The following is a 22284-nucleotide window of genomic DNA, read 5'->3' as shown; positions in this document are numbered from 1 at the left end:
CCGGATCACCTCCCGCACGTCGACACCCGCCGCCCGGAGATGATCAGCGAGACCGGCGCCGTACGAGGCGGTGCCCTCGACGCCGACGCGACGGATGCGGCCGAAGGAGCCAGCGAACGCGAGCAGCGCGGCGTAGCCGGCGCCGGTCGCGGGGAACCCGCTATCGCTGAGCCGGCGCCCTGTCGCATCGACCACCGCCGCGTGCAACGTGTCGGCGTGCGTGTCCACGCCGACGATGACTTCTCGGTCCTGGCTTGCCATCATGGTTGAGCCCTCATCTCATCTCTGGGCACCCGGCCAGGCGGGCAGACAGGACGTTGATGGGGCCTCTGAACCAGGCTCCTATGAGGTCATGACCGTCTGGCCGGCACCTACTTGCAGAAGCTCGTCGGCCGTGGACAGATCAAGTGAAAGACACGAAGTCAGTCAGTGGCTGAGCCACACGACCGACGAGCATCTCCATCATCAACGTCAGTGGTGCGTGGTGGAATGCGTGCATGGATGAGTGGTCGGGGCTCGATGCGGAGGAGTACATCGCGTCGATCCGTGCCGGGGCGATCGACCCGCGCGGCCGCACCGCCGATGAGCTCGAGGAGGAGCTGGCCGCCTACGACCGGGACTGGGCGGAGCGGCTCGCTCGCCTGAGCGATGCGGAGGTCGAGCAGGTCATCGCCGGCCGCATGGAGGTGCCGCCGCTGCCGGGCACGGTGCCCGCGGCGGAGCGGCCGGAGTCGGTGCGGCGGCAGGAGGCGCTCGCCGGCCGGATCCGGGCGATCGAACAGCGCCGCGCCCGGCTCGAGGCCGAGCACCGGGAGGTCCTCGCCGCCGAGCTCCAGCACTTGCGCGACGCTGGCGGCGACGTCGGCATGGCCGTGAAGGAGAGCGCCTCGATCCTCGCGGCCGAGCTGCGGCTCTCCGACCGCGCCATGGAGCGGAGGCTGGTCGAGGCGTGGACGACCGTCACCGACCTGCCCGCCGCCCACGCGTCCCACAAGGCCGGCCGCATCACCGGCACGCACCTGCGCGCGATCGAGCAGGCCACCGAAGCGCTCCGCACCGACCCGGCCGTCGACCCGGCCGACCGCGCGAGGGTCGAGGCGGAGCTGGTCGAGATCGCCGAACGGGTCACCCCCTCGCAGCTGCGCTCGCGCGCCCGGCGGATCGTGGACCGGGCGATGGCCGAGCCGCTCCAGCGCCGCCATGACCGGGCGGTCGAGCAGCGCCGCGCCTGGGTCGAAGACCACGACGACGGGGTCTCGACGCTGTCGCTGTCGGGCCCGTCGGTGACCATCCACGGCGCTTTCAACCGGACGACCGACGCCGCCCGCGGGAAGCCGAAGGACGACCCGCGCACCTTCGACCAGTACCGCTTCGATGCGCTCATGGAGACGCTCCTCACCGGGCAGACGCCGGACGACCTCCACCGCATCAACCCGATCTCGGCAACGGTCACGATCACGATCCCCGCGACGGAGCTGCTGAAGCAGACCGACGACGAGGATGAGCCGCAGCTGCGCTTCTCCGGTGCCCTCGAGGGCGGGGCGCTCGTCGACGCGGCCACGGTGCGAGCCCTGGCCTCCGAGACGATCACCTGGGAGCGGCTGTTCCTCCACCCGGTCACCGGGGTCCCGGTCGCGGTCGACACGTACAAGCCCAACCGGGCCATGCGCCGCTGGCTCCAGCGCCGCGACGGCCGCTGCCGCTGGCCCGGCTGCACCAACCGCGTCTCCCGCGCCGACGCCGACCACACCATCGCCCACGCCGACGGCGGACCCACCAGCATCCGAAACCTCGCCCACCTCTGCCGCCGCCACCACCTCATGAAGCACGCCACCGCCTGGACCGTCCGCCAGCTCGACCAAGGCGTCCTCGAATGGACCAGTCCCACAGGGAAGATCTACCTCGACGAGCCAGAGCCCGCCGGACCCGCGTTCGTCGACCGCGGCGTCGACATCTGGGACCTCACGAGCGACCAACCCGCCCGCTGCACCGCGAGCGACCCGCCATGGGCACACCTCAAGGACTGCACCTGCGACCTCACCGGCGCCGCACGCTGACCCGTCCTTCCAAGCGCTCGACACGCACCCGGCGCGCGATGAGGCCCCGGGCGTGCGCCCGGGGCCCCGACCGAGATCTGCTCAGGCGTTCGCGCGCTCGAGCTCGTACTCGTAGGCCTCCTCGCCGTGCACGATGAGGTCGACGCCCGCGAGCTCGTCCTCGTGCTTCACGCGGAACCCGATCGTCTTCTCGATCGCGAAGCCGATCGCGAACGCGACCACGAAGGCGTAGAGCATCACGCCGAGCGAGGCGATGAGCTGCACGACGAGCTGGCCGATGCCGCCGCCGACGAGCATGCCCGTGTCGGTCGCGAAGAAGCCGAGGTAGACGGTGCCGAGCATGCCGCCGACGAGGTGGATGCCGACGACGTCGAGCGAGTCGTCGAAGCCGAGCTTGAACTTCAGCTCGACCGCGAGGGCACACAGCGCTCCGGAGAGCGCACCGAGCAGCAGCGCCCAGCCGGGCGTGAGGTTGGCGCACGCCGGCGTGATCGCGACGAGGCCCGCGACGGCACCCGAGGCGGCGCCGACCGAGGTGGGCTTGCCGTCCTTGAGCTTCTCGACGAGCAGCCAGGCGCAGATCGAGGCGGCGGTCGCTCCGATGGTGTTGAGCGTGATGAGGCCCGCGTTGCCGAGGCCGTTCAACCACTCCGCACCGACGTTGAACCCGAACCATCCGAACCACAGGATGGAGGCGCCGAGGATGACGAACGGCACGTTGTGCGGCTTGTGCTCGCCCTTCCCGAAGCGGATGCGCTTGCCGAGCACGAACGTGAGGGCGAGCGCCGCGGCGCCGGCGTTGATGTGCACGGCGGTGCCGCCCGCGTAGTCGATCACGGCCGGCAGGCCGAGCAGCTCGCCGAGCGAGTACGCCCAGCCGCCGCCCCACACCCACGCCGCGATCGGGAAGTAGCCGAGCGTCGCGAAGGCGCCCGCGAAGAGCATCCACGCGCCGAACTTCGCGCGGTCGGCGATCGCGCCCGAGATGAGCGCGACCGTGATGATCGCGAAGGTCGAGCCGTAGGCGACGCCGACGAGATCGGTGTTCGCGCTCTCGCCGGCCGCGAGCGCCGCGAGGCCGAAGTCGCTGAACGGGTTGCCCGAGAAGGCGAGCGGCGACTCGACCGCCGCCATGTTGAACCCGTAGAGGATCCAGAGGGTGCCGACGAGGCCGATGGCCCCGAACGACATCATCATCATGCTGATGACGCTCTTCGCACGCACGAGGCCGCCGTAGAAGAACGCGAGCCCGGGCGTCATGAACAGCACGAGGGCTGTCGCCACGACGCCGAAGGCGATGCTGCCTGCATCCATGGGGTGCTCCTTGAGGGTCTTGGAAGGGACGTGAGCCGAGCATCCTCCCGCCCTGTTTCGCCGGGCTGCGCGCGTGCGTTTCCAGTTCGTGAACGGATGCGCGGCGCTGTTACGGGCGCGTTTCGGGCGCCGGGCGCTCCCCCTGGATGAAAGGATCGAAGGCATGGCGCTCTCCTGGATCCGCAACCCGCAGGTGTCGGCGATGCTGCTGCTGGGAGCGGCGATCCTCGGCCTCGTGGTCGCCAACACGGGACTCGGACCGGGCCTGCAGGAGCTCAAGGGCGCCCACCTGCCGTTCCCCGTCTTCGGGCTCGACCTCTCGGCCGCGCACTGGGTGACCGACGGCCTGCTCGTCGTCTTCTTCTTCGTCGTCGCGGTCGAGCTCCGCTACGAGTTCACGCAAGGCGAGCTCAACTCGCTGTCGAAGGCGGCGGTGCCGACGATCGCGGCGCTCGGCGGCGTCGCGCTGCCGGCGCTCATCTACTTCAACGTCGCGGGCGCCGACGGCGCGCAGGGCTGGCCCATCCCGACCGCGACCGACATCGCGTTCGCCCTCGGGGTGCTCGCGCTGTTCGGCAAGCGCCTGCCGCCGCGCGTGCGCGCGCTGCTGCTCGCCCTCGCAGTCATCGACGACCTCATCGGCATCCTCTTCATCGCCGTCTTCTTCACCGAGTCGCTCTCGATCCCGCACCTCGGCGCCGCGGCCGTCGGCGTCGCCGTGTTCTGGCTGCTCGGCCGCGTGTACCGCTCCCGCCGCGGGAGCGTCGCCTTCAAGGCGCTCCTCGTCGTCGTCGCGCTCGTGACGTGGTGGCTCGTGGCGATGAGCGGCATCCACGCGACGATCGCGGGCGTCGCGCTCGGCCTCGTGCTCTCCCCCGCACCCGCCGAGTCGGGTCGCGTGCAGCTCGAGCCGCTCTCGAACGGCATCGTGCTGCCGCTGTTCGCGTTCGTCTCCGCCTCCGTGGCGATCCCGCAGGTGCCGCTCGGCGAGCTGAGCCCCGTCTTCTGGGCGATCGTGATCGCCCTGCCGGTCGGCAAGCTCTTCGGCATCGGCATCGCCGGGCTCATCGGCCAAGCGGCGCTGCGCGTGCCGCGCGAGTCGCGCGTGCGGGTGCCCGAGCTCATCGGCGTCGGACTGCTCGGCGGCATCGGCTTCACCGTCTCGCTGCTCATGAACGAGCTCGCGCACCGCTCGACGCCCGAGCTCATCGTCGAGGGCACGCTCGGCGTGCTCGCCGGCTCGCTCATCTCGGCCGTCGTCGGCGGCACCTACATCGCGCTGCTCGACCGCCGCTACCCCTCGGTCGACACGGGCGAGCGCGCGGCGCTCGACGCCGACGAGCAGCGGCGCCGCACCGACGCGGAGTAGCCGGCTCAGCCCTCGCCGGCGAGCGCGTGCAGGCGGGAGATCGCCCGCAGGTACTTCTTGCGGTAGCCGCCGCCGAGCATCTCGTCGCTGAAGACGCGATCGAGGCTCACGCCGCTCGCGCGCAGCGCGACCTGCGCGTCGTAGAGCCGGTCGACGAGCGCGACGAGCCGCAGCGCGTCGTTCTGGTCGGTCAGCACGCGCACGCCGCGGAGGCCGAGCGCCCGCACGCCGTCGACGAGGCCGACGTAGCGCGAGGGATGCACGTGCGAGAGGTGCGCGATGAGCGCGTCGAAGTCGTCGAGCGCGACCGTGCCGCCGATGCGCTCGAGCTCGCCCGCGATGGCGTCGTCGTCGGTGACGGGCGCGTGGCCCGAGACGTCGCGGTGGCGGTAGTCGTCGCCGTCGATCCGCATGATCTGGAAGCGATCCGCGATCGCCTGGATCTCGCGCAGGAAGTCGGCGGCCGCGAAGCGGCCCTCGCCGAGCGCGTTCGGGGGTGTGTTGCTCGTCGCGGCGAGCTTCGTGCCGTTCGCGACGAGCTCGCCGAGCAGGCGGGTCATGACCATCGTGTCGCCCGGATCGTCGAGCTCGAACTCGTCGATGCACACGATCGTCGAGCCCTGCAGCGCGCGCACCGTCTCGGCGTAGCCGAGCGCCCCGACGAGCGCCGTGTACTCGATGAACGTGCCGAAGCGCTTCGGCCCGGGCATCGACTTCCAGAGGGCCGCGAGCAGGTGGGTCTTGCCGACGCCGAAGCCGCCGTCGAGGTAGATGCCGGGCTTGACCTCGGGCGCGCGGCGCTTGAAGAGGCCGCGCTTGGGCGACGTCCACACGGTCGCGAGCTCGCGCATCCGCTCGAGCGCCTCGGACTGCGACGGATGCGCGGGGTCGGGCCGGTAGGAGTCGAACGTCGCGCCGTCGAACTGCGGCGGCGGCACGAGGCTCGCGACGATCTGCTCCGCGTCGGCCTGCGGCCGGCGATCGACGAGCGAGATCGGTGCGGACATGCGCGCTCCTTCATCGGCGCCGAGCGCCGCGGGGAAGATGGAGTGGGAGGATGGCGTTCTCCCATCGCAGAAGCCTACCGAGAGCGCGATCCGCCCCTCGACGTCCCGCCAGCCCCGCAGGAGGAGCATCCATGCCCGAGTCCGAGCCCCGCTTCGCCGAGTACGCCGCGCCCGAGCGGCTCGTGTCGACCGAGTGGGTGGCCGCGCACCTCGACGACCCCGATGTCGTGATCGTCGAGTCCGACGAGGACGTGCTGCTCTACGAGGTCGGCCACATCCCCGGCGCCGTGAAGATCGACTGGCACACCGAGCTCAACGACCCCGTGCTGCGCGACTACGTGAGCCCCGAGGAGTTCGCGCGACTGCTGGGCTCGAAGGGCATCGGCCGCGACACGACGGTCGTCTTCTACGGCGACAAGGCGAACTGGTGGGCGACCTACGCGCTGTGGGTGTTCGCGCTCTACGGCCACGACGACGCCCGCATCATGGACGGCGGCCGCGACAAGTGGATCGCCGAGGGCCGCGAGCTCACGCGCGAGCGCCCGACGCGTCCCGCGGTCGACTACCCCGTCACGCCGCGTGACGACGCGACGCTCCGCGCCTTCCGCGACGACGTGCTGCAGCACCTCGGCAAGCCGCTCGTCGACGTGCGCAGCCCCGAGGAGTACTCGGGCGAGCGCACGACCGCGCCCGCCTACCCCGAGGAGGGGGCGCTGCGCGCCGGCCACATCCCGACCGCGGCGAGCGTGCCGTGGGGCAAGGCGGTCAACGAGGACGGCACGTTCCGCTCGCGCGAGGAGCTCGAGTCGATCTACCTCGACGGTGCGGGGCTGCGGGGCGCCGACGACGTCATCGCCTACTGCCGCATCGGCGAGCGCTCGAGCCACACGTGGTTCGTGCTGCAGCACTTGCTGGGGCTGCCGCGCGTGCGCAACTACGACGGCTCGTGGACGGAGTGGGGCTCGCTCGTCGGGGTGCCGATCGCGATCGGCGCCGAGCCCGGAGAGGTGCCGTCGCGATGAGCCTCACGCCCGCGCTCCAGGACGCGGTGGATGCGTTCCAGTCGATGGCCGAGCAGGACCGGCTGCAGCTGCTGCTCGAGTACGCCGACGACCTGCCGCCGCTGCCCGAGCGCTACGCCGACCACCCCGATCTCGGGGAGCGCGTCGCCGAGTGCCAGTCGCCCGTCTTCCTCTTCGTCGAGGTCGACGAGGCGGTGCACGTGCACGCGACGGCGCCCGAGGAGGCGCCGACGACGCGCGGCTTCGCGTCGATCCTCGTGCAGGGGCTCGAGGGCGCGAGCGTCGACGAGGTGCTCGCGGTGCCCGCCGACATGCCGCGGCTCCTCGGCCTCGACCGCGCCGTCTCACCGCTGCGCCTGCGCGGCATGGCGGGCATGCTCGGGCGCATCCAGCGGCAGGTGCGCGAGCAGTCCGCCGGCTGAGCCTGCCGGGGCCTCAGGCCCCCGCGCGGGCGAGCGTCTCGTCGAGCCACTCGCCCACCTCGCGCTCGTAGCGGGCGCGGTCGAGGTTCCACAGCTTCGTGTGCCGCGCCACCGTCCACTCGCGGTAGTCGACGAGGTCGGGCCGCGCCTCGGCGAGCGACCGCGACGCATCCGGGGGCACGAAGCCGTCGTCGGCCGAATGCAGCAGCAGGATCGGCTGCGAGAGCGCATCGGCGTGCAGCACGTTGTCGAGCTCGTCGAAGTCGAGGCTGCGGCTGCCGCTCAGCAGCGACGCGGGCGACTCGAGCAGCCGCACGGCGCTCGACGCGAGCCACGCAGGCAGCTTGAGGAGCCCCACCTGCAGCAGCAGCGTCGGCCGCCAGCCGACGACGGGCGAGTCGAGCACGACCGCGGCGATGCGCCGTCGGTGGCGCGAGCGGCGCGCGACCTGCAGCGCGATCTGCCCGCCCATCGACCAGCCGTGCAGCACGATCCGCCGTGCCCCGCGCGCGACGGCGAGCCCGATGGCGTCGTCGACATCGCGCCACTCGTCGAGCCCGAGCCGCAGCTTGCCGTCGCGGCTCGGCGGCGCCTCCGAGTCGTTGCGGTACGACACCGCCATGACGGGGATCCCGCGCGAGAGGTAGATGGATGCCGCTCGGATCGTCTCGTGCCGCGTCACGCCCCGCCCGTGCACCTGGATGCACCACGTCCCGGCCGACTGGTCGCCCATCACCCACGCCGGGGCGCCGCCCACCTCGGTCGGCACGACCGCGTGCTCCACCGCATCCGTCACCTGCTCCGGCTCGTGCAGCACGTAGCCCGACCAGCGCGCCGCCGAGACGCCCTCGAGCACCGCGCGCGCCTCGTCGTCGACCTGGCGAACGACGCTCGAGCCGTCCGCCTCGACGACCGCGCCGAGCACGACGATGCGCTCGCCGACCCGCAGCGCATAGGCGCCGGGCAGCGCGGTGTCGAGCGTGCGCGCGAGCCGCACGCCGCGCTCCTCGAGGCCGAGCACCGCGACGTCGTCGGGCTGCTCGCGCGGCAGCGTCACGAGCATCGAGGCGAGCACGGCGGAGGCGCCCGTCACGGCGAGCGCGGCGCCCGCGACGACCGCGCCGCCCGCGGCGAGGGCCACGCGGCCCGCTCGCCGGTCTCGGGCGGCGGCGCGCCTCGCCTGGTCGGTCACCCTCGAATCGTAGTCTTGCCGGGTGGACACGAGCAGTGCAGCACCCGGTGCGGAGCCCGAGGCCTTCCGCGCCGCGATCGACCAGCTGCGGCGCGCGGAGCTGCGCAGCGAGCTGTCGGTGCGCGAGATCCCGGCCCCCGGCCGCATCGCGCCGCACTCCTTCGCCATCGCGGCCGATGTCGGCGTGCCCGTCCACGGCCGCGACTCCGACATCGGCACCGGCCGCTTCATCCTCATGCACGACCCCGAGGAGCCCGAGGCGTGGGGCGGCGACTTCCGCATCGTGAGCTTCACGCAGGCGTCGCAGGACCCCGAGATCGGCGTCGACCCGTTCCTCGCCGAGGTCACCTGGACGTATCTGCTCGAGGCCCTCGAGCAGCGGCACGCCGAGTACCACTCCGAGTCGGGCACCGCGACGAAGATCCTCTCGAGCGGCTTCGGCGAGCTCGCCGCGCAGGGCGACGGCGCGCAGATCGAGCTGCGCGCCTCGTGGACGCCGACGGGTCGCGACTTCGGCGCGCACCTCACCGCCTGGACCGACCTGCTGTGCGCGATCGCCGGCCTCCCCGTGCAGCCCGGCGCCGCCGGCCTCGACGCCCACAGGCGATCGCGTGGCTGACGCGGCCGAGCCCGAGACCGAGGCGCCGCAGCTCCCGCACGCGGTGGCGCAGGGCCCGTTCGACGTCATCGTCGACGCGGATGCGCTCCGGCGCGCGGCAGACCGGCTCGCGGCGGGCACGGGGCCGGTCGCCGTCGACGCCGAGCGGGCGAACGGCTTCCGCTACAGCTCGCGCGCCTACCTCGTGCAGCTGCACCGGCGCGGGAGCGGCACCGTGCTCATCGACCCGATCGCGGTCGACGACCTCTCCCCCGTGCAGGAGGCGATCGGCGCCGAGGAGTGGATCATCCACGCCGCGAGCCAGGACCTCCCGTGCCTGCGCGAGATCGGGCTCGAGCCCGCGACCCTCTTCGACACCGAGCTCGGCGCCCGGCTCGCCGGCTTCGAGCGCGTCGGCCTCGCCGCCGTGACCGAGCGGCTCGTCGGCCTGCGGCTGCGCAAGGAGCACGGCGCGAGCGACTGGTCGACTCGGCCCATCCCGCAGTCGTGGCTCGAGTACGCCGCGCTCGACGTCGAGGTGCTCCCGGATGCGCGCGACGCGCTCGCGGCGGAGCTCGAGTCGCAGGGCAAGCGGGAGATCGCCGAGCAGGAGTTCGCCTACGCCCTCGAGCGGCGCCCGAAGCCGCCCGCGCCGGAGCCGTGGCGCCGCCTCTCGGGCCTCCACACCATCCGCGACCGCCGCCAGCTCGCCGTCGCGCGCGAGCTGTGGCTCGCCCGCGACGCGCTCGCGCGCGAGACCGACACCGCGCCCGGCCGGCTCGTGCCCGACCGCTCGCTGCTCGTCGCCGCGACCGCCGGCATCGACGCGAAGCAGCGCCTCGCCGCGCGCAAGGACTTCACCGGCCGCGCGAGCCGGGCGGAGCTCGACCGCTGGTGGAGGGCGATCGAGGCGGGCCGCTCGAGTGATGACCTGCCGGCGCTGCGCGTCAAGAGCGACGAGCCGCCGCCCCCGCGCTTCTGGCGCCAGCGGCGCCCCGAGGCCGACGCGCGGCTCAAGGCGGCGCGCGCCGTGCTGCAGCAGGTGTCGGAGGAGCTCGCCATCCCGGCGGAGAACGTGCTCATGCCCGACACGCTGCGGCGCCTCGCGTGGGACCCCATCGATGCCACGCCCGATGCGATCGCCGAGGCCCTGCGCGCCCGCGAGGCGAGGCCGTGGCAGGTTGCGGCGACCGCACAGAGGATCGCCGACGCCTTTGTAGAGGCCGACCAAGCGCCCGCCGAGGTGCCCGAGGCCGACTCGTAGGAAGCGGCAACCGCCGCACGGCCTGCAGTGCGGGCTTCCTACACTGATGCCGCAACCACCCAACCAGGAGGCACAGTGGCCAACGACGACGTCGTGTTCGTGGACGGCGTCCGCACCCCATTCGGGCGCGCGGGCGAGAAGGGCATGTACTGGCAGACCCGAGCGGACGACCTCGCGGTCAAGGCGCTCACGGGGCTCCTCGAGCGCAACCCGAGCCTGCCGCTCGACCGGGTCGACGACGTGGCGATCGCCGCGACGACCCAGACCGGCGACCAGGGCCTCACGCTCGGGCGCACCGTCGGCATGCTCGCGGGCCTCCCCGTGACGGTGCCGGGCTACGCGCTCGATCGCATGTGCGCGGGCGCGATGACCGCCGTGACGACCGTCGCGGGCGGCATCGCCTTCGGCGCCTACGACGTCGCGATCGCCGGCGGCGTCGAGCACATGGGCCACCACCCGATGGGCCTCGACGCCGACCCGAACCCGCGCTTCGTCTCCGAGAAGCTCGTCTCGATGGACGCGCTCAACATGGGCAAGACCGCCGAGCGCATCCACGACCGCTACCCGCACCTGACGAAGGAGCGCTCGGACCGCTACGCGATGGCGTCGCAGCAGAAGTACGCGGCAGCCCTCGCGGCCGGCCACATCACGCCCGACCTCATCCCGGTCGCGACCCAGACCCCCGAGGGCTGGGGCCTCGCGACCGCCGACGAGGCGCCGCGCCCCGAGACGACCATGGAGGGCCTCGCGGGCCTGAAGACCCCGTTCCGGGACCACGGGCGCGTGACCGCCGGGAACGCATCCGGCCTCAACGACGGTGCGACGATGTCGATCGTCGCCTCGGCCTCGGCCGCGAAGGAGCTCGGCCTCTCGACCAAGATGCGGATGGTCTCGTTCGCGTTCGCGGGCGTCGACCCCGACATCATGGGCATCGGCCCGGTGCCCTCGACCGAGAAGGCGCTCCGCAAGGCGGGCCTGTCGATCGACGACATCGGCCTGTTCGAGCTCAACGAGGCCTTCGCGGTGCAGGTGCTCGCGTTCACCGACCACTTCGGCATCGCCGACGACGACCCGCGCGTCAACCCGTGGGGCGGCGCGATCGCGATCGGCCACCCGCTCGCCTCGTCGGGCGTGCGCCTCATGCTGCAGCTCGCGCGGCAGTTCGAGCAGCGCCCCGACGTGCGCTACGGCGTCACCGCGATGTGCGTGGGCCTCGGCCAGGGCGGCACCGTCATCTGGGAGAACCCGCACCACAAGCGCTACGGGAAGAGCAACTGATGGCGATCCGCGACGAGTTCCCCCGCCTCGCCTCCGCGGCGTTCGACGAGGTCGTCAGCCACAGCCACGTGCGCGACGTCCGCCTCGCCTCCGGCCGCACCCTCGCGCTCGTGACGCTCGACAACGGCCGCGACCACACGCGCCCGTCGACGCTCGGCCCCGAGACGCTCTTCGAGCTCGGTGACGTGCTCGAGGCGCAGCGCGCCCGCGGCGCGGCGGGCGAGATCGACGCGATCGCCGTGACCGGGAAGCCCTACTTCCTCGCCGCGGGCGTCGACCTCTCGAACGTCGCCGACATCCCCGACCGGGCGACCGCGGCCGAGCTGCCGCGCCTCGGCCACCGCGTGCTCGGGCTCCTCCACGAGGCGCCGGTGCCGACCTTCGTGTTCATCAACGGCCTCGCGCTCGGCGGCGGCCTCGAGATCGGCCTCAACGCCGACTACCGCACGATCAACGCGGCGGCTCCCGCGGTCGCGCTGCCCGAGGTCTTCCTCGGGCTCATCCCCGGCTGGGGCGGCGCGACGATCCTGCCGAACCTCATCGGCATCGAGAGCGCCCTCAAGGTCGTGATCGAGAACCCGCTCAAGCAGAACCGCATGCTGAAGCCCGCGGAGGCGTTCGAGCTCGGGATCGCCGACGCGATGTTCGGGCCGGCGACGTTCCTCGAGTCGTCGCTGCGGTGGTCCGACGAGGTGCTCGGCGGCAAGAAGGTCGAGCGGCGCCACGTGCCCGGCACGATCGAGCGGACGGTCAAGTGGCCCGTCGCGCTGCGGATCGCGCGCGAGTCGCTGCAGAAGCGCATCGGCACCGTGCCGGCCGCGCCGTACCGGGCGCTCGAGCTGCTCGAGCTCGCCCGCAAGAACGACCGGAAGGCGGGCTTCGCGGCCGAGGACGAGGCGATCGCCGACCTCGCCTCGGGCGACCAGTTCGTCGCGTCGATCTACGCGTTCAACCTCGTGCAGAAGCGCGCGAAGCGGCCCGCGGGCGCGCCCGACAAGGAGCTCGCGAAGAAGGTGTCGAAGGTCGGCATCATCGGCGCCGGCCTCATGGCGAGCCAGTTCGCGCTGCTCTTCGTGCGCCGCCTGCAGGTGCCCGTCGTCATCACCGACCTCGACCAGTCGCGCGTCGACAAGGCGCTCGAGGGAATCCGCGGCGAGATCGACAAGCTCGCCGACAAGGGTCGCATCTCGAGCGACGAGCAGCAGCGCCTCCGCGCGCTCGTGAGCGGCACGGTCGACAAGGCCGACTTCGCCGAGTGCGACTGGGTCATCGAGGCCGTCTTCGAGGAGCTCGCCGTCAAGCAGCAGGTCTTCGCCGAGGTCGAGCCGCACCTGTCGGAGACGGCGGTGATCGCGACGAACACCTCGAGCCTCTCGGTCGAGCAGATCGGTGCGAAGCTCGCGCACCCCGAGCGCCTCGTCGGCTTCCACTTCTTCAACCCCGTCGCGGTCATGCCGCTCATCGAGGTCGTGAAGACCCCGCAGACGGACGACGCGACGCTCGCGACCGCGATGCGGGTCGCGAAGGACCTGAAGAAGAACGCCGTCATCACGCGCGACACCCCCGGCTTCGTCGTCAACCGCGTGCTCGCGAAGCTGCTCGGCGAGGCGATGCACGCGGTCGAGCAGGGCACGCCGTTCGAGTCGGTCGTCGAGGCGCAGCAGGCGTTCGGCTTCCCCATGGACCCGTTCGTGCTCCTCGACCTCGTCGGCCTCAAGGTCGGCGCCCACGTGCTCGACACGCACCACGGCGCCTTCCCCGACCGCTTCTTCGAGTCGAAGGCGCTCCACGAGCTCGCCGAGCAGGGGGTCCTGCTCGAGAAGGACTCGAAGGGCGAGGCGAAGGGCATCGACAAGCGCGCCCGGAAGATCGTCGCGAAGCACACGCCCAAGGGCGCCGTGCCCCTCTCGGTCGACGAGCTGCGGCTGCGCATCGAGGACGGCCTCGCCGACGAGATCAAGCGCATGCTCGACGACCGCGTCGTCGAGGCGGCCGAGGACATCGACCTGTGCATGATCCTCGGCGCGGGCTGGCCGTTCCAGATGGGCGGCATCACGCCCTACCTCGACCGCGTCGGCGCGTCCGAGCGCGTCTTCGGCGGCACGTTCCACGACCCGCGGATCGAGGGCGTCAAGGCCTGACCCGCACCGTCGGGCAGACTGGCGGGATGCACCCCGCGCACATCGATGCCCTCGCCCGAGACCTCGCGACCGCGAGCCTCACGGGCGAGGGCATCCGTGCGCTCGTGGGCCTCGACGCCGAGGCGGCGCTCGCGCGCGCCGTCGCGGCACCCGCCCGCCGGGCGGCGCTGCGCTCTCCCGGCGCCCGTTCGACGCTGCTGCGAGCGCTCGTGCTCGGCGACCCCGTGCCGACGGACGAGCTGGCGGATGCGCTCCCCGCGCTCGGCGTCGACGGTGCGGTCGCGCTCGGCCTCGTCGAGCTCGACGGCGACTCGGCCCGACCCCGCTTCGCGATCCGGCCCCACGCCTACCGCGACGCGCTCGGCGAGGGCGAGTGGTGGATCGCGAGCGACCTCGATGAGCTCGCCGGCGTCGCCCCGCTGCGGCCCGACCACGTGCTCGGCATCGGCGGCGCCGCGCGCACGCTCGCGTCGCTCCTGCCGCCCGCGGACGCGCGCGTGGATGCCGCGCTCGACCTCGGCACGGGCTGCGGCGTCATCGCGCTGCACCTGCGGCGCTTCGCGCGGCGCGTCGTCGCGACCGACGTCTCCGAGCGCGCGCTGCGCTTCGCCGCGCTCAACGCCCGCCTCAACGGCGTCGACGGCATCGAGACCCGGCTCGGCTCGCTCTTCGAGCCCGTCTCGGGCGAGCGCTTCGACCTCATCGCCTCGAACCCGCCGTTCGTCATCACGCCGCGCGAGCCGGACGTGCCGGCGTTCGAGTACCGCGACGCCGGCCGGACGGGCGATGCGCTCATGGGCGAGGTCGTCGCCGGGCTCGCCGAGCACCTGACGCCCGCCGGCGAGGCTCGACTGCTCGGCAACTGGGAGTCGGTCGTCGGTGCTGATGGGATCTACCGCGCCGACGGCCTCGAGCGCGCCGGCGCGTGGGCGAGCGACGACCTCGACCTCTGGGCGATCGAGCGCGAGTCGCTCGACCCCGTGCGCTACGCCGAGCTGTGGCTCCGGGACGGCGGCACGCTGCCCCGCGACGCCGACTTCCCGCGGCTCGCGGACGCGTGGCTCGACGACTTCGACGCCAGGGGCGTGAGCGCGATCGGCATGGGCTGGATCGCGGCTCGCGCGAGCGGCGGACGCCCGCCGCTGCGGCGCCTCGAGCGCGTCGGCCAGCCGGTCGCCCTCGAGCACGTCGGGGCGCACCTGCGGGCGGCGCTCGACGACGCAGCATGGCTCGCTGGCGTCGACGACGACGGGCTCCGCGAGACCGTGCTCGTCGCCTCGCCCGACGTCACCGAGGCGCGGCACCAGCTGCCCGGCGCCGCCGGGCCCAACGTCATCGAGCTGCGCCAGGGCGGCGGGCTCGGGCGCTCCCTCTCGGTCGACACCGCGCTCGCCGCGCTCGTCGGCGCGAGCGACGGCGAGCTGCCGGTCGGCACGCTGCTCACGGCGATCGCCGGCCTGCTCGAGGTCGACGAGGCCGCGCTCGCCGCCGACGTGCTGCCGCGCGTGCGCGAGCTCGTGCTGACGGGATTCCTGCGCCGGCTCGAGGACTGACGCCGCGGCGACCGGCTCAGCGCTCGAGCCGCGCGGCGATCACGGCCGGCACGTGCTCGGCGACGTCGAGCGCGGCGATCGGTCGGTCGCCCTCCGCTGCGGCCGCTGCCGCTTGCCCGTGCAGCGCGACGCCAAGGGCGGCGATCGACGCGAGCCGCTCCGACTCGCGCGTCGCATCGGGGTTCGCGGCGACGAGGGCGCCCAGCATGCCGGCCAGCACGTCGCCCGTGCCGGCGGTCGCGAGGCGGTGCGTCGCCGCCTCGACGGTCGTCGCGGCGCCGCTCGGCTCGACGACATGGGTCGCGGCGCCCTTCGCGACCACGACGGCGTCGAGCGCTGCCGCGGCGGCCGCCGCGCGCATCCGCGCGTCCGCTTCGACCGGCGCGCCGAGCTGCTCGAGGATGCGCTCGAGCTCGCGCCCGTGCGGCGTGACGACGGCGGGCCCGGCGTGGCCAGGAACGAGGTCGAGCGCGCCCGCGTCGACGACGCACGGGGCTCCGGCGGCCAGCGCCTCGAGCAGCGCCGAGCGGAGCGCCGGGTCGCGCTCGCGCGCGTCCTGGCCCGAGCCGAGCAGCCACGCGTCGACCCCGTCGGCGGGCTCGTCGAGGGCGTGGCAGACCGTCTCCGGCCGCCTCGCGAGCACGAGGTCCTGCACGCGGCGCGGTGCCCACAGGCGCACCATCCCGATGCCCGTGCGCCATGCCGCCTCGACCCCGAGCACCGCGGCGCCCGGGTAGCGCTCCGAGCCGGTGATGACGCCGAGCACCCCCATCGAGCGCTTGTCGTCGTCGGAGCCCGGCACGCGCAGCCACTGCATCCCGCCACCCTACGGCGCTCGCCTCGGCAGTCGCCGGACGGCCGCCGCTGCGCTCGCTCACCAGAGCGCGTCGACGCCGCGGCCGTGCGCGAGCAGCACACCGAGCAGCTGCACGCCGGGCGTGCGGCCGGCGGCGCGCACGAGCGCGTCGGCCCAGGCCAGGTCGTCGGGCGTGGCGCGCGCCGAGCCCGGCCGCTCGAGCACGACCGCGACGTGGGCCGCGACCTCCGCGACGCCGGTGAGGAGCGCGGCGAGCGTCGCGGCGGTGCCGGCGTCGGGCGAGACGGGCGTGCCCTCGATCTGCGGCAGGAGCGGCAGCTGGCGGCGCTCCTCGTCGAGCAACAGGAGCCACATGCGGCGCACGGCACCGCGCTCGATGAGCGTCGTGGCGCGGTCGAGCAGCGCGTCGTCGTCGAGGATCGGCAGGTCGCCGAGCTCGAGCAGGCGTTCGGTCGTGAGTTCGTCCATGGCGGCAGGGAACCGCAACCTCGACCGACGCCGGGCGGCGTGCGCGCCGGCCTGTGGAGAGCGTCAGTCGGCGACGGTGCCCGGTCGCGACGCGTCGGCCTCGTCGGGGGTGCCCAGGACGAGCGGTCGCTCCTCGGGCAGCGGCCGAGCGACCGGCACGCGACCGGTGCCGAGCACTTGCTGGATGACGTTCCGCGCGATCGTCTGCGCCGAGAGCCCGACCTCCTCGAGGATCTCGGAGCGCTCCGCGTGGTCGATGAACGCATCCGGGAGGCCCAGCTCGTCGACCGGCGTGTCGACGCCCGCGGCGCGGAGCTCCTGCCGCACGCGCGTGCCGATGCCGCCGACGCGCACGCCGTCCTCGAGCGTGATGACGATGCGGTGGTCGCGCGCGAGCTCGACGATCGACGGCGCGACCGGCACGACCCAGCGCGGGTCGACGACCGTCACGCCGATCCCTTGCGCCTGGACGCGCTGGGCGACGTCCATCGCGAGGTGCGCGAACGAGCCGATCGCGATGATGAGCACGTCGCGGTGCGGAGCCTCGAGCAGCAGGTCGACGCCGTCGTCGGTGCGGCGCACCGCCTCGATCTCGTTGGGCACCGAGCCCTTCGGGTAGCGGATGACCGTCGGCGCGTCCTGCACCGCGACGGCCTCGCGCAGCTCCTCCTGCAGGCGTGCGGCGTCGCGGGGCGCGGCGAGCCGGATGCCGGGCACGAACTGCAGCAGCGCGAGGTCCCACATGCCGTGGTGGCTCGGCCCGTCGGGGCCCGTGACCCCGGCCCGGTCGAGCACGAAGGTCACGCCCGCCTTGTGCAGCGCGACGTCCATGAGCACCTGGTCGAACGCTCGGTTGACGAACGTCGCGTAGATCGCGACGACGGGGTGGAGGCCGCCATAGGCGAGGCCGGCTGCCGTCGTGACGGCGTGCTGCTCGGCGATGCCGACGTCGAGCACGCGCGAGGCGTCGTAGGCGGCGAGCCGGTCGAGGCCCGTCGGGCGCAGCATCGCGGCCGTGATCCCGACGATGCGCTCGTCCTGCTTCGCGAGCGAGACGAGCTCGTCGGCGAACACGGACGTCCACGCGGAGCGGCCCGCGCTCGAGAGCGGCTCGCCCGTCTCGGGGTCGATCTGCCCGACGGCGTGGAACTGGTCGGCCTCGTCGCGGATGGCGGGGTCGAAGCCCTGCCCCTTCTGCGTGATGACGTGCACGATGACGGGAGCGCCGAAGTCGCGCGCCTGCGTGAGCGCCTCCTCGAGCGCCTCGAGGTCGTGCCCGTCGATCGGGCCGAGGTACTTGATGTCGAGGTTCGAGTAGAGCGCCTCGTTGTTGACGAAGCGCGTGAGGAAGCCGTGCGTCGCGCCGCGGACGCCGCGGTACACGGCGCGACCGGGACGGCCGAGCTTCGCGAAGGCCCGCTCGCTCGAGGTGCGGAGGTTCGCGTAGGAGCGGCGCGTGCGCACGCCGTTGAGGAACCGTGCCATGCCGCCGATGGTCGGCGCGTACGAGCGGCCGTTGTCGTTCACGACGATGACGAGCCGGCGGCTGTTGTCGTCGGAGATGTTGTTGAGCGCCTCCCACGTCATGCCGCCCGTGAGGGCGCCGTCGCCCACGACCGCCACGACCGCCCGGTCGTGCTGGCCCGTGATGTCGAACGCCCGGCTGATGCCCTCGGCCCACGAGAGGGACGAGGATGCGTGGCTCGACTCGACGATGTCGTGCTCGCTCTCGGCGCGCTGCGGGTAGCCCGCGAGGCCGCCCTTCTGCCGCAGGCGCGAGAAGTCCTGCCGGCCCGTGAGGAGCTTGTGCACGTACGACTGGTGCCCGGTGTCGAACACGAACGCGTCGCGCGGCGAGTCGAAGACCCGGTGCATCGCCATCGTGAGCTCGACGACGCCGAGGTTGGGGCCGAGGTGGCCGCCCGTGCGCGCGACCTCGCGGATGAGGAACGCGCGGATCTCCCCCGCCAGCTCGGTCAGCTCGGTCTGCGAGAGCCGGTCGAGGTCGCGCGGGCCGTGGATCTGATCGAGGAGCGCCATAGTCCCCCAATGCTACCGAGCGACATGGGAAAGGCCCCCAGCCGGGGCTGGGGGCCTTCCATGAGTCGCTGCTCGATCAGACGAGCGAGCGCAGCACGTACTGCAGGATGCCGCCGTTGCGGTAGTAGTCCGCCTCGCCCGGGGTGTCGATGCGCACGACCGCGTCGAACTCGATCGTCTGCTTGCCCTCGGGGCTGTGCTCGCTCGGCTCGGCGGTGACGCGCACGGTCTTGGGCGTGCGGCCCTCGTTGAGCTCCGTGAGGCCCGAGATCGAGATGACCTCGGTGCCGTCGAGGCCGAGGCTCTCCCAGCTCTCGCCCTCGGGGAACTGCAGCGGCACGACGCCCATGCCGATGAGGTTGGAGCGGTGGATGCGCTCGAACGACTCGGTGATGACCGCCTTGACGCCCAGCAGGTTCGTGCCCTTGGCGGCCCAGTCGCGGCTCGAGCCCGAGCCGTACTCCTTGCCGCCGAGCACGACGAGCGGGATGCCCTGCTCCTGGTAGTGCTGCGACGCGTCGTAGATGAAGGCCTGCTCGCCCTCGGGGGTCGTGAAGTCGCGGGTGTAGCCGCCCTCCACGCCGTCGAGCAGCAGGTTCTTCAGGCGGATGTTCGCGAACGTGCCGCGGATCATGACCTCGTGGTTGCCGCGACGCGAGCCGTAGGAGTTGAAGTCCTTGCGGTCGACGCCGTGCTCGGTGAGGTACTTGCCCGCGGGGCTGTCGGCCTTGATGCTGCCGGCCGGCGAGATGTGGTCGGTCGTGACCGAGTCGCCGAGCTTCGCGAGCACGCGAGCGCCCTGGATGTCCTCGACCGGCGTGAGCTCCATCGTCATGCCCTCGAAGTACGGGGGCTTCCGCACGTACGTCGACTGCTCGTCCCACTCGAAGACGTCGCCGTCGGGCGTGGGCAGGCTGCGCCAGCGCTCGTCGCCGTCGAAGACGGCCGCGTACTGCTTCGTGAACATCTCGGTGTCGATCGACGAGTCGATCGTCTGCTGCACCTCGTCGGCCGACGGCCAGATGTCGGCGAGGAAGACGTCCTGGCCGTCCTTGCCCTTGCCGAGCGGCTGGGTCTCGAAGTCGAAGTCCATCGTGCCGGCGAGCGAGTAGGCGATCACGAGCGGCGGCGACGCGAGGTAGTTCATCTTCACGTCGGGGTTGATGCGGCCCTCGAAGTTGCGGTTGCCCGAGAGCACCGCGGTGACGGCGAGGTCGTGCTCGTTGACGGCGGCCGAGACCTCGTCGATGAGCGGTCCCGAGTTGCCGATGCACGTCGTGCAGCCGTAGCCGACCGTGTAGAAGCCGAGCTCGTCGAGGTCCTTCGTGAGGCCCGACTTGTCGTAGTAGTCGGTGACGACCTTCGAGCCGGGCGCGAGCGTCGTCTTGACCCACGGCTTCGCCTTCAGGCCCTTCTCGACCGCCTTGCGGGCGAGCAGGCCCGCGGCGAGCATGACGGACGGGTTCGACGTGTTCGTGCACGACGTGATCGCGGCGATCGTGACCGCGCCGTTGTCGAGCGTGTACGTCTCGCCGTCGGGCGTCGAGACCGTGACCGGCTTCGAGAACTCGACGGGGCCTCCGCCGTTGATGTGCACCTCGCGCGTGTCCTCGTCCTCCTCACCGGGCACGTTGCCGGGGTCGGACGCCGGGAAGGAGTGCTTCGCGATGAGGTCGGCCGTCTCGTGCGTGGTCGAGGGCGACGCGTAGTGGACGATGTCCTCCGCGAACTGCTCCTTGGCGCGCGTGAGCTCGATGCGGTCCTGCGGGCGCTTCGGTCCGGCGATCGACGGCACGACGGTGCTGAGGTCGAGCTCCATGTACTCGGAGAAGACCGGCTCGACCGCCGGGTCGTGCCACAGGCCCTGCTCCTTCGAGTAGGCCTCGACGAGCGCGACCTGCTGCTCGTCGCGACCGGTGAAGCGCAGGTAGTCGAGCGTGACGTCGTCGATCGGGAAGATCGCGGCGGTCGAGCCGAACTCGGGGCTCATGTTGCCGATCGTCGCGCGGTTGGCGAGCGGCACGGCGCCGACGCCGGTGCCGTAGAACTCGACGAACTTGCCGACCACGCCGTGCTTGCGCAGCATGTCGGTGATCGTGAGCACGACGTCGGTCGCGGTGACGCCCGTGGCGATCTCGCCAGTGAGCTTGAAGCCGACGACGCGCGGGATGAGCATCGAGACGGGCTGGCCGAGCATCGCGGCCTCGGCCTCGATGCCGCCCACGCCCCAACCGAGCACGCCGAGGCCGTTGACCATCGTGGTGTGCGAGTCGGTGCCGACGACCGTGTCGGGGTATGCCGTGAGCTCGCCGTCGAAGGTGCGGGAGTAGGTGACCTTCGCGAGGTTCTCGATGTTCACCTGGTGGACGATGCCCGTGCCCGGGGGGACGACCTTGAAGTCCTGGAACGCCGTCTGGCCCCAGCGGAGGAACTGGTAGCGCTCGCCGTTGCGCTCGTACTCGATCTCGACGTTGCGCTCGAACGCGTCGGCCGTGCCGAACAGGTCGGCGATGACGGAGTGGTCGATGACGAGCTCGGCGGGCGCGAGCGGGTTGATCTTCGTCGGGTCGCCGCCGAGCTCGGCGACGGCCTCGCGCATCGTGGCGAGGTCGACGATGCAGGGCACGCCGGTGAAGTCCTGCATCACGACGCGAGCCGGCGAGAACTGGATCTCGACGTTCGGCTCGGCGGATGCGTCCCACGACCCGAGTGCCTCGATCTGGTTGCTCGTGACGTTCTTGCCGTCCTCGGTGCGGAGCAGGTTCTCGAGCAGCACCTTGAGACTGAACGGCAGGCGCTCGTGGCCCGCGACCCTGTCGATCCGGTAGAACGTGTAGTCGGTGCCGCCGACCGACAGCGATGCCTTGCTGTCGAAGCTGTTCGGGTTCGCCATCGTGACTCCTTCTGGGTCTCACGGGTTGCGCTGGCTGCGCGTGCAGTCTATGCCTGCACCCTCCGCCATGGGCGGGCGGGCGCGGAATATCTTGACGTCAAGATATCTTACCGCGACGGCTCGTCGACCGCATCCGCAGGTGTGTCGAGCACGGCTCGCACCATGAGCCACGTGACCCAGAGCGCCGCGAGGTAGAGCGGGACTCCCATGAGCAGCTTCGTCGCGGCGAGCGCCTCGACGGCGCCCGCGAGGTACATCGGCACCTGCACGGCGAGCCGCGCGCCGATCACCGCGAGCCACAGCAGCGACGCGCGCCACGCGACCGCGCGCTTCGCGCGCTCCGTGCGCCAGGCGAACGGCTTCGCCGTGAGGGCGCCGGCGATGATGCCGACGAGCGGCCGGCGGGCGAGCATCGACGCGAGCAGCACGAGGATGACCACGGTGTTGACCGTGAATCCCCACAGGAAGTTGTCCTCGCCCTGCCCCGTGATGAGGGCGATCGCCGCCGAGATGCCGACGCCGATGAGGCCGGCGAAGGCGAGCACGGGCTGGCCCTTCTGGAGCACGCGCCATGCGACGAAGCCGACGGAGACGACGAGCGGCACGAGCACCGAGACGAGCACGTCCTTCGTCGTCGCGTAGAGGACGAGGAAGAGGATGCCGGGCAGCAGCGACTCGACGAGCCCGCGCACGCCGCCCATCGCGCCGAGCAGCGCGCCGGCGCTCGGCTTCGCGGCCGGGTCGAGGTGGCCGAGCTTCGAGCCGCGGATCGCGGCCCCGACCTGCTCGGAGAAGGATGCCTCGGCGGGCTCGGCCTCGCCTGCGGGACCGGGCTGCTCGGCGGGCACC

At 72.5% G+C, this 22284-nt stretch carries 18 protein-coding genes; 9 read left to right on the top strand and 9 right to left on the bottom strand.

The window, feature by feature from the left end; all coding sequences use genetic code 11:
- Window positions 1-264: IS110 family transposase (locus tag L332_RS0115845; RefSeq protein ID WP_031224413.1), on the bottom strand; the 264-nt coding region annotated here is incomplete at its 3' end.
- Between the two features lie 233 nt (window positions 265-497).
- On the opposite strand from L332_RS0115845, the gene L332_RS28540 reads away from it, so the two are divergent.
- Window positions 498-2057, top strand: coding sequence for an HNH endonuclease signature motif containing protein (locus L332_RS28540; RefSeq protein WP_021011778.1), 1560 nt, complete (start codon window positions 498-500; stop codon window positions 2055-2057).
- Between the two features lie 81 nt (window positions 2058-2138).
- Here L332_RS28540 and L332_RS28535 read toward each other — a convergent pair whose 3' ends face one another.
- The gene (locus tag L332_RS28535; RefSeq protein ID WP_021011777.1) at window positions 2139-3371 is read right to left on the bottom strand and encodes an ammonium transporter; all 1233 of its coding nucleotides are present in this window, start codon (window positions 3369-3371) and stop codon (window positions 2139-2141) included.
- 163 nt (window positions 3372-3534) lie between these two features.
- Here L332_RS28535 and L332_RS28530 point away from each other — a divergent pair, with 163 nt between their 5' ends.
- Complete coding sequence (locus L332_RS28530; protein ID WP_021011776.1) at window positions 3535-4740, top strand: Na+/H+ antiporter NhaA; 1206 nt, start codon at window positions 3535-3537, stop codon at window positions 4738-4740.
- A gap of 5 nt (window positions 4741-4745) precedes the next feature.
- Here the strand turns inward: L332_RS28530 and zapE are convergent, their stop codons facing one another.
- Entirely contained in the window at window positions 4746-5747 is a 1002-nt protein-coding gene (gene zapE, locus L332_RS28525) for a cell division protein ZapE (RefSeq protein WP_021011775.1), read from the bottom strand.
- A gap of 131 nt (window positions 5748-5878) precedes the next feature.
- Between zapE and L332_RS28520 the strand changes: the two genes are divergently transcribed.
- Together L332_RS28520 and L332_RS28515 are read left to right on the top strand one after the other, a co-directional pair.
- Window positions 5879-6769 (top strand): sulfurtransferase, encoded by an 891-nt coding sequence (locus tag L332_RS28520; RefSeq protein ID WP_021011774.1) that lies wholly within the window; start codon window positions 5879-5881, stop codon window positions 6767-6769.
- Complete coding sequence (locus tag L332_RS28515; RefSeq protein ID WP_021011773.1) at window positions 6766-7191, top strand: SufE family protein; 426 nt, start codon at window positions 6766-6768, stop codon at window positions 7189-7191. Before L332_RS28520 ends, L332_RS28515 begins: the two co-directional genes overlap by 4 nt.
- A 13-nt stretch (window positions 7192-7204) precedes the next feature.
- Here the strand turns inward: L332_RS28515 and L332_RS28510 are convergent, their stop codons facing one another.
- Window positions 7205-8383: an alpha/beta hydrolase family protein gene (locus L332_RS28510; RefSeq protein ID WP_021011772.1), complete on the bottom strand. Its 1179-nt coding sequence runs from the start codon at window positions 8381-8383 to the stop codon at window positions 7205-7207.
- A 22-nt stretch (window positions 8384-8405) separates the two neighbouring features.
- Between L332_RS28510 and L332_RS28505 the strand changes: the two genes are divergently transcribed.
- The 5 genes from L332_RS28505 (at window position 8406) to L332_RS28485 (ending at window position 15217) form a co-directional block, all read left to right on the top strand.
- Complete coding sequence (locus L332_RS28505) at window positions 8406-9002, top strand: DUF3000 domain-containing protein (RefSeq protein ID WP_021011771.1); 597 nt, start codon at window positions 8406-8408, stop codon at window positions 9000-9002.
- Between the two features lie 43 nt (window positions 9003-9045).
- Window positions 9046-10245: an HRDC domain-containing protein gene (locus L332_RS28500; RefSeq protein WP_052588784.1), complete on the top strand. Its 1200-nt coding sequence runs from the start codon at window positions 9046-9048 to the stop codon at window positions 10243-10245.
- 93 nt (window positions 10246-10338) lie between these two features.
- A complete protein-coding gene (locus L332_RS28495; protein WP_031224405.1) occupies window positions 10339-11523 on the top strand; it encodes a thiolase family protein in 1185 nt (394 codons plus the stop codon).
- A complete protein-coding gene (locus tag L332_RS28490) occupies window positions 11523-13664 on the top strand; it encodes a 3-hydroxyacyl-CoA dehydrogenase NAD-binding domain-containing protein (RefSeq protein WP_021011768.1) in 2142 nt (713 codons plus the stop codon). Before L332_RS28495 ends, L332_RS28490 begins: the two co-directional genes overlap by 1 nt.
- A gap of 26 nt (window positions 13665-13690) precedes the next feature.
- Window positions 13691-15217, top strand: a complete 1527-nt coding sequence (locus L332_RS28485; RefSeq protein WP_021011767.1) for a DUF7059 domain-containing protein — start codon at window positions 13691-13693, stop codon at window positions 15215-15217.
- 16 nt (window positions 15218-15233) lie between these two features.
- Here the strand turns inward: L332_RS28485 and L332_RS28480 are convergent, their stop codons facing one another.
- The 5 genes from L332_RS28480 to L332_RS28460 form a co-directional block, all read right to left on the bottom strand.
- Window positions 15234-16034 (bottom strand): ADP-dependent NAD(P)H-hydrate dehydratase, encoded by an 801-nt coding sequence (locus tag L332_RS28480; RefSeq protein WP_021011766.1) that lies wholly within the window; start codon window positions 16032-16034, stop codon window positions 15234-15236.
- A 57-nt stretch (window positions 16035-16091) separates the two neighbouring features.
- Entirely contained in the window at window positions 16092-16502 is a 411-nt protein-coding gene (locus L332_RS28475) for a hypothetical protein (protein ID WP_021011765.1), read from the bottom strand.
- Window positions 16503-16565: 63 nt separating this feature from the next.
- Entirely contained in the window at window positions 16566-18542 is a 1977-nt protein-coding gene (gene dxs / locus L332_RS28470) for a 1-deoxy-D-xylulose-5-phosphate synthase (protein WP_021011764.1), read from the bottom strand.
- Window positions 18543-18618: 76 nt separating this feature from the next.
- Window positions 18619-21435, bottom strand: coding sequence for an aconitate hydratase (locus tag L332_RS28465; protein ID WP_021011763.1), 2817 nt, complete (start codon window positions 21433-21435; stop codon window positions 18619-18621).
- Between the two features lie 107 nt (window positions 21436-21542).
- Entirely contained in the window at window positions 21543-22283 is a 741-nt protein-coding gene (locus L332_RS28460; RefSeq protein WP_021011762.1) for a DUF3159 domain-containing protein, read from the bottom strand.
- Between the last annotated feature and the right edge of the window lies 1 nt (window position 22284).

It is taken from the genome of Agrococcus pavilionensis RW1 (assembly GCF_000400485.1).
Taxonomy (GTDB): Bacteria; Actinomycetota; Actinomycetes; order Actinomycetales; family Microbacteriaceae; genus Agrococcus; species Agrococcus pavilionensis.
Note: the sequence above shows the minus strand (reverse complement) of the source record. Positions and strands in the feature narration are given on the sequence as shown.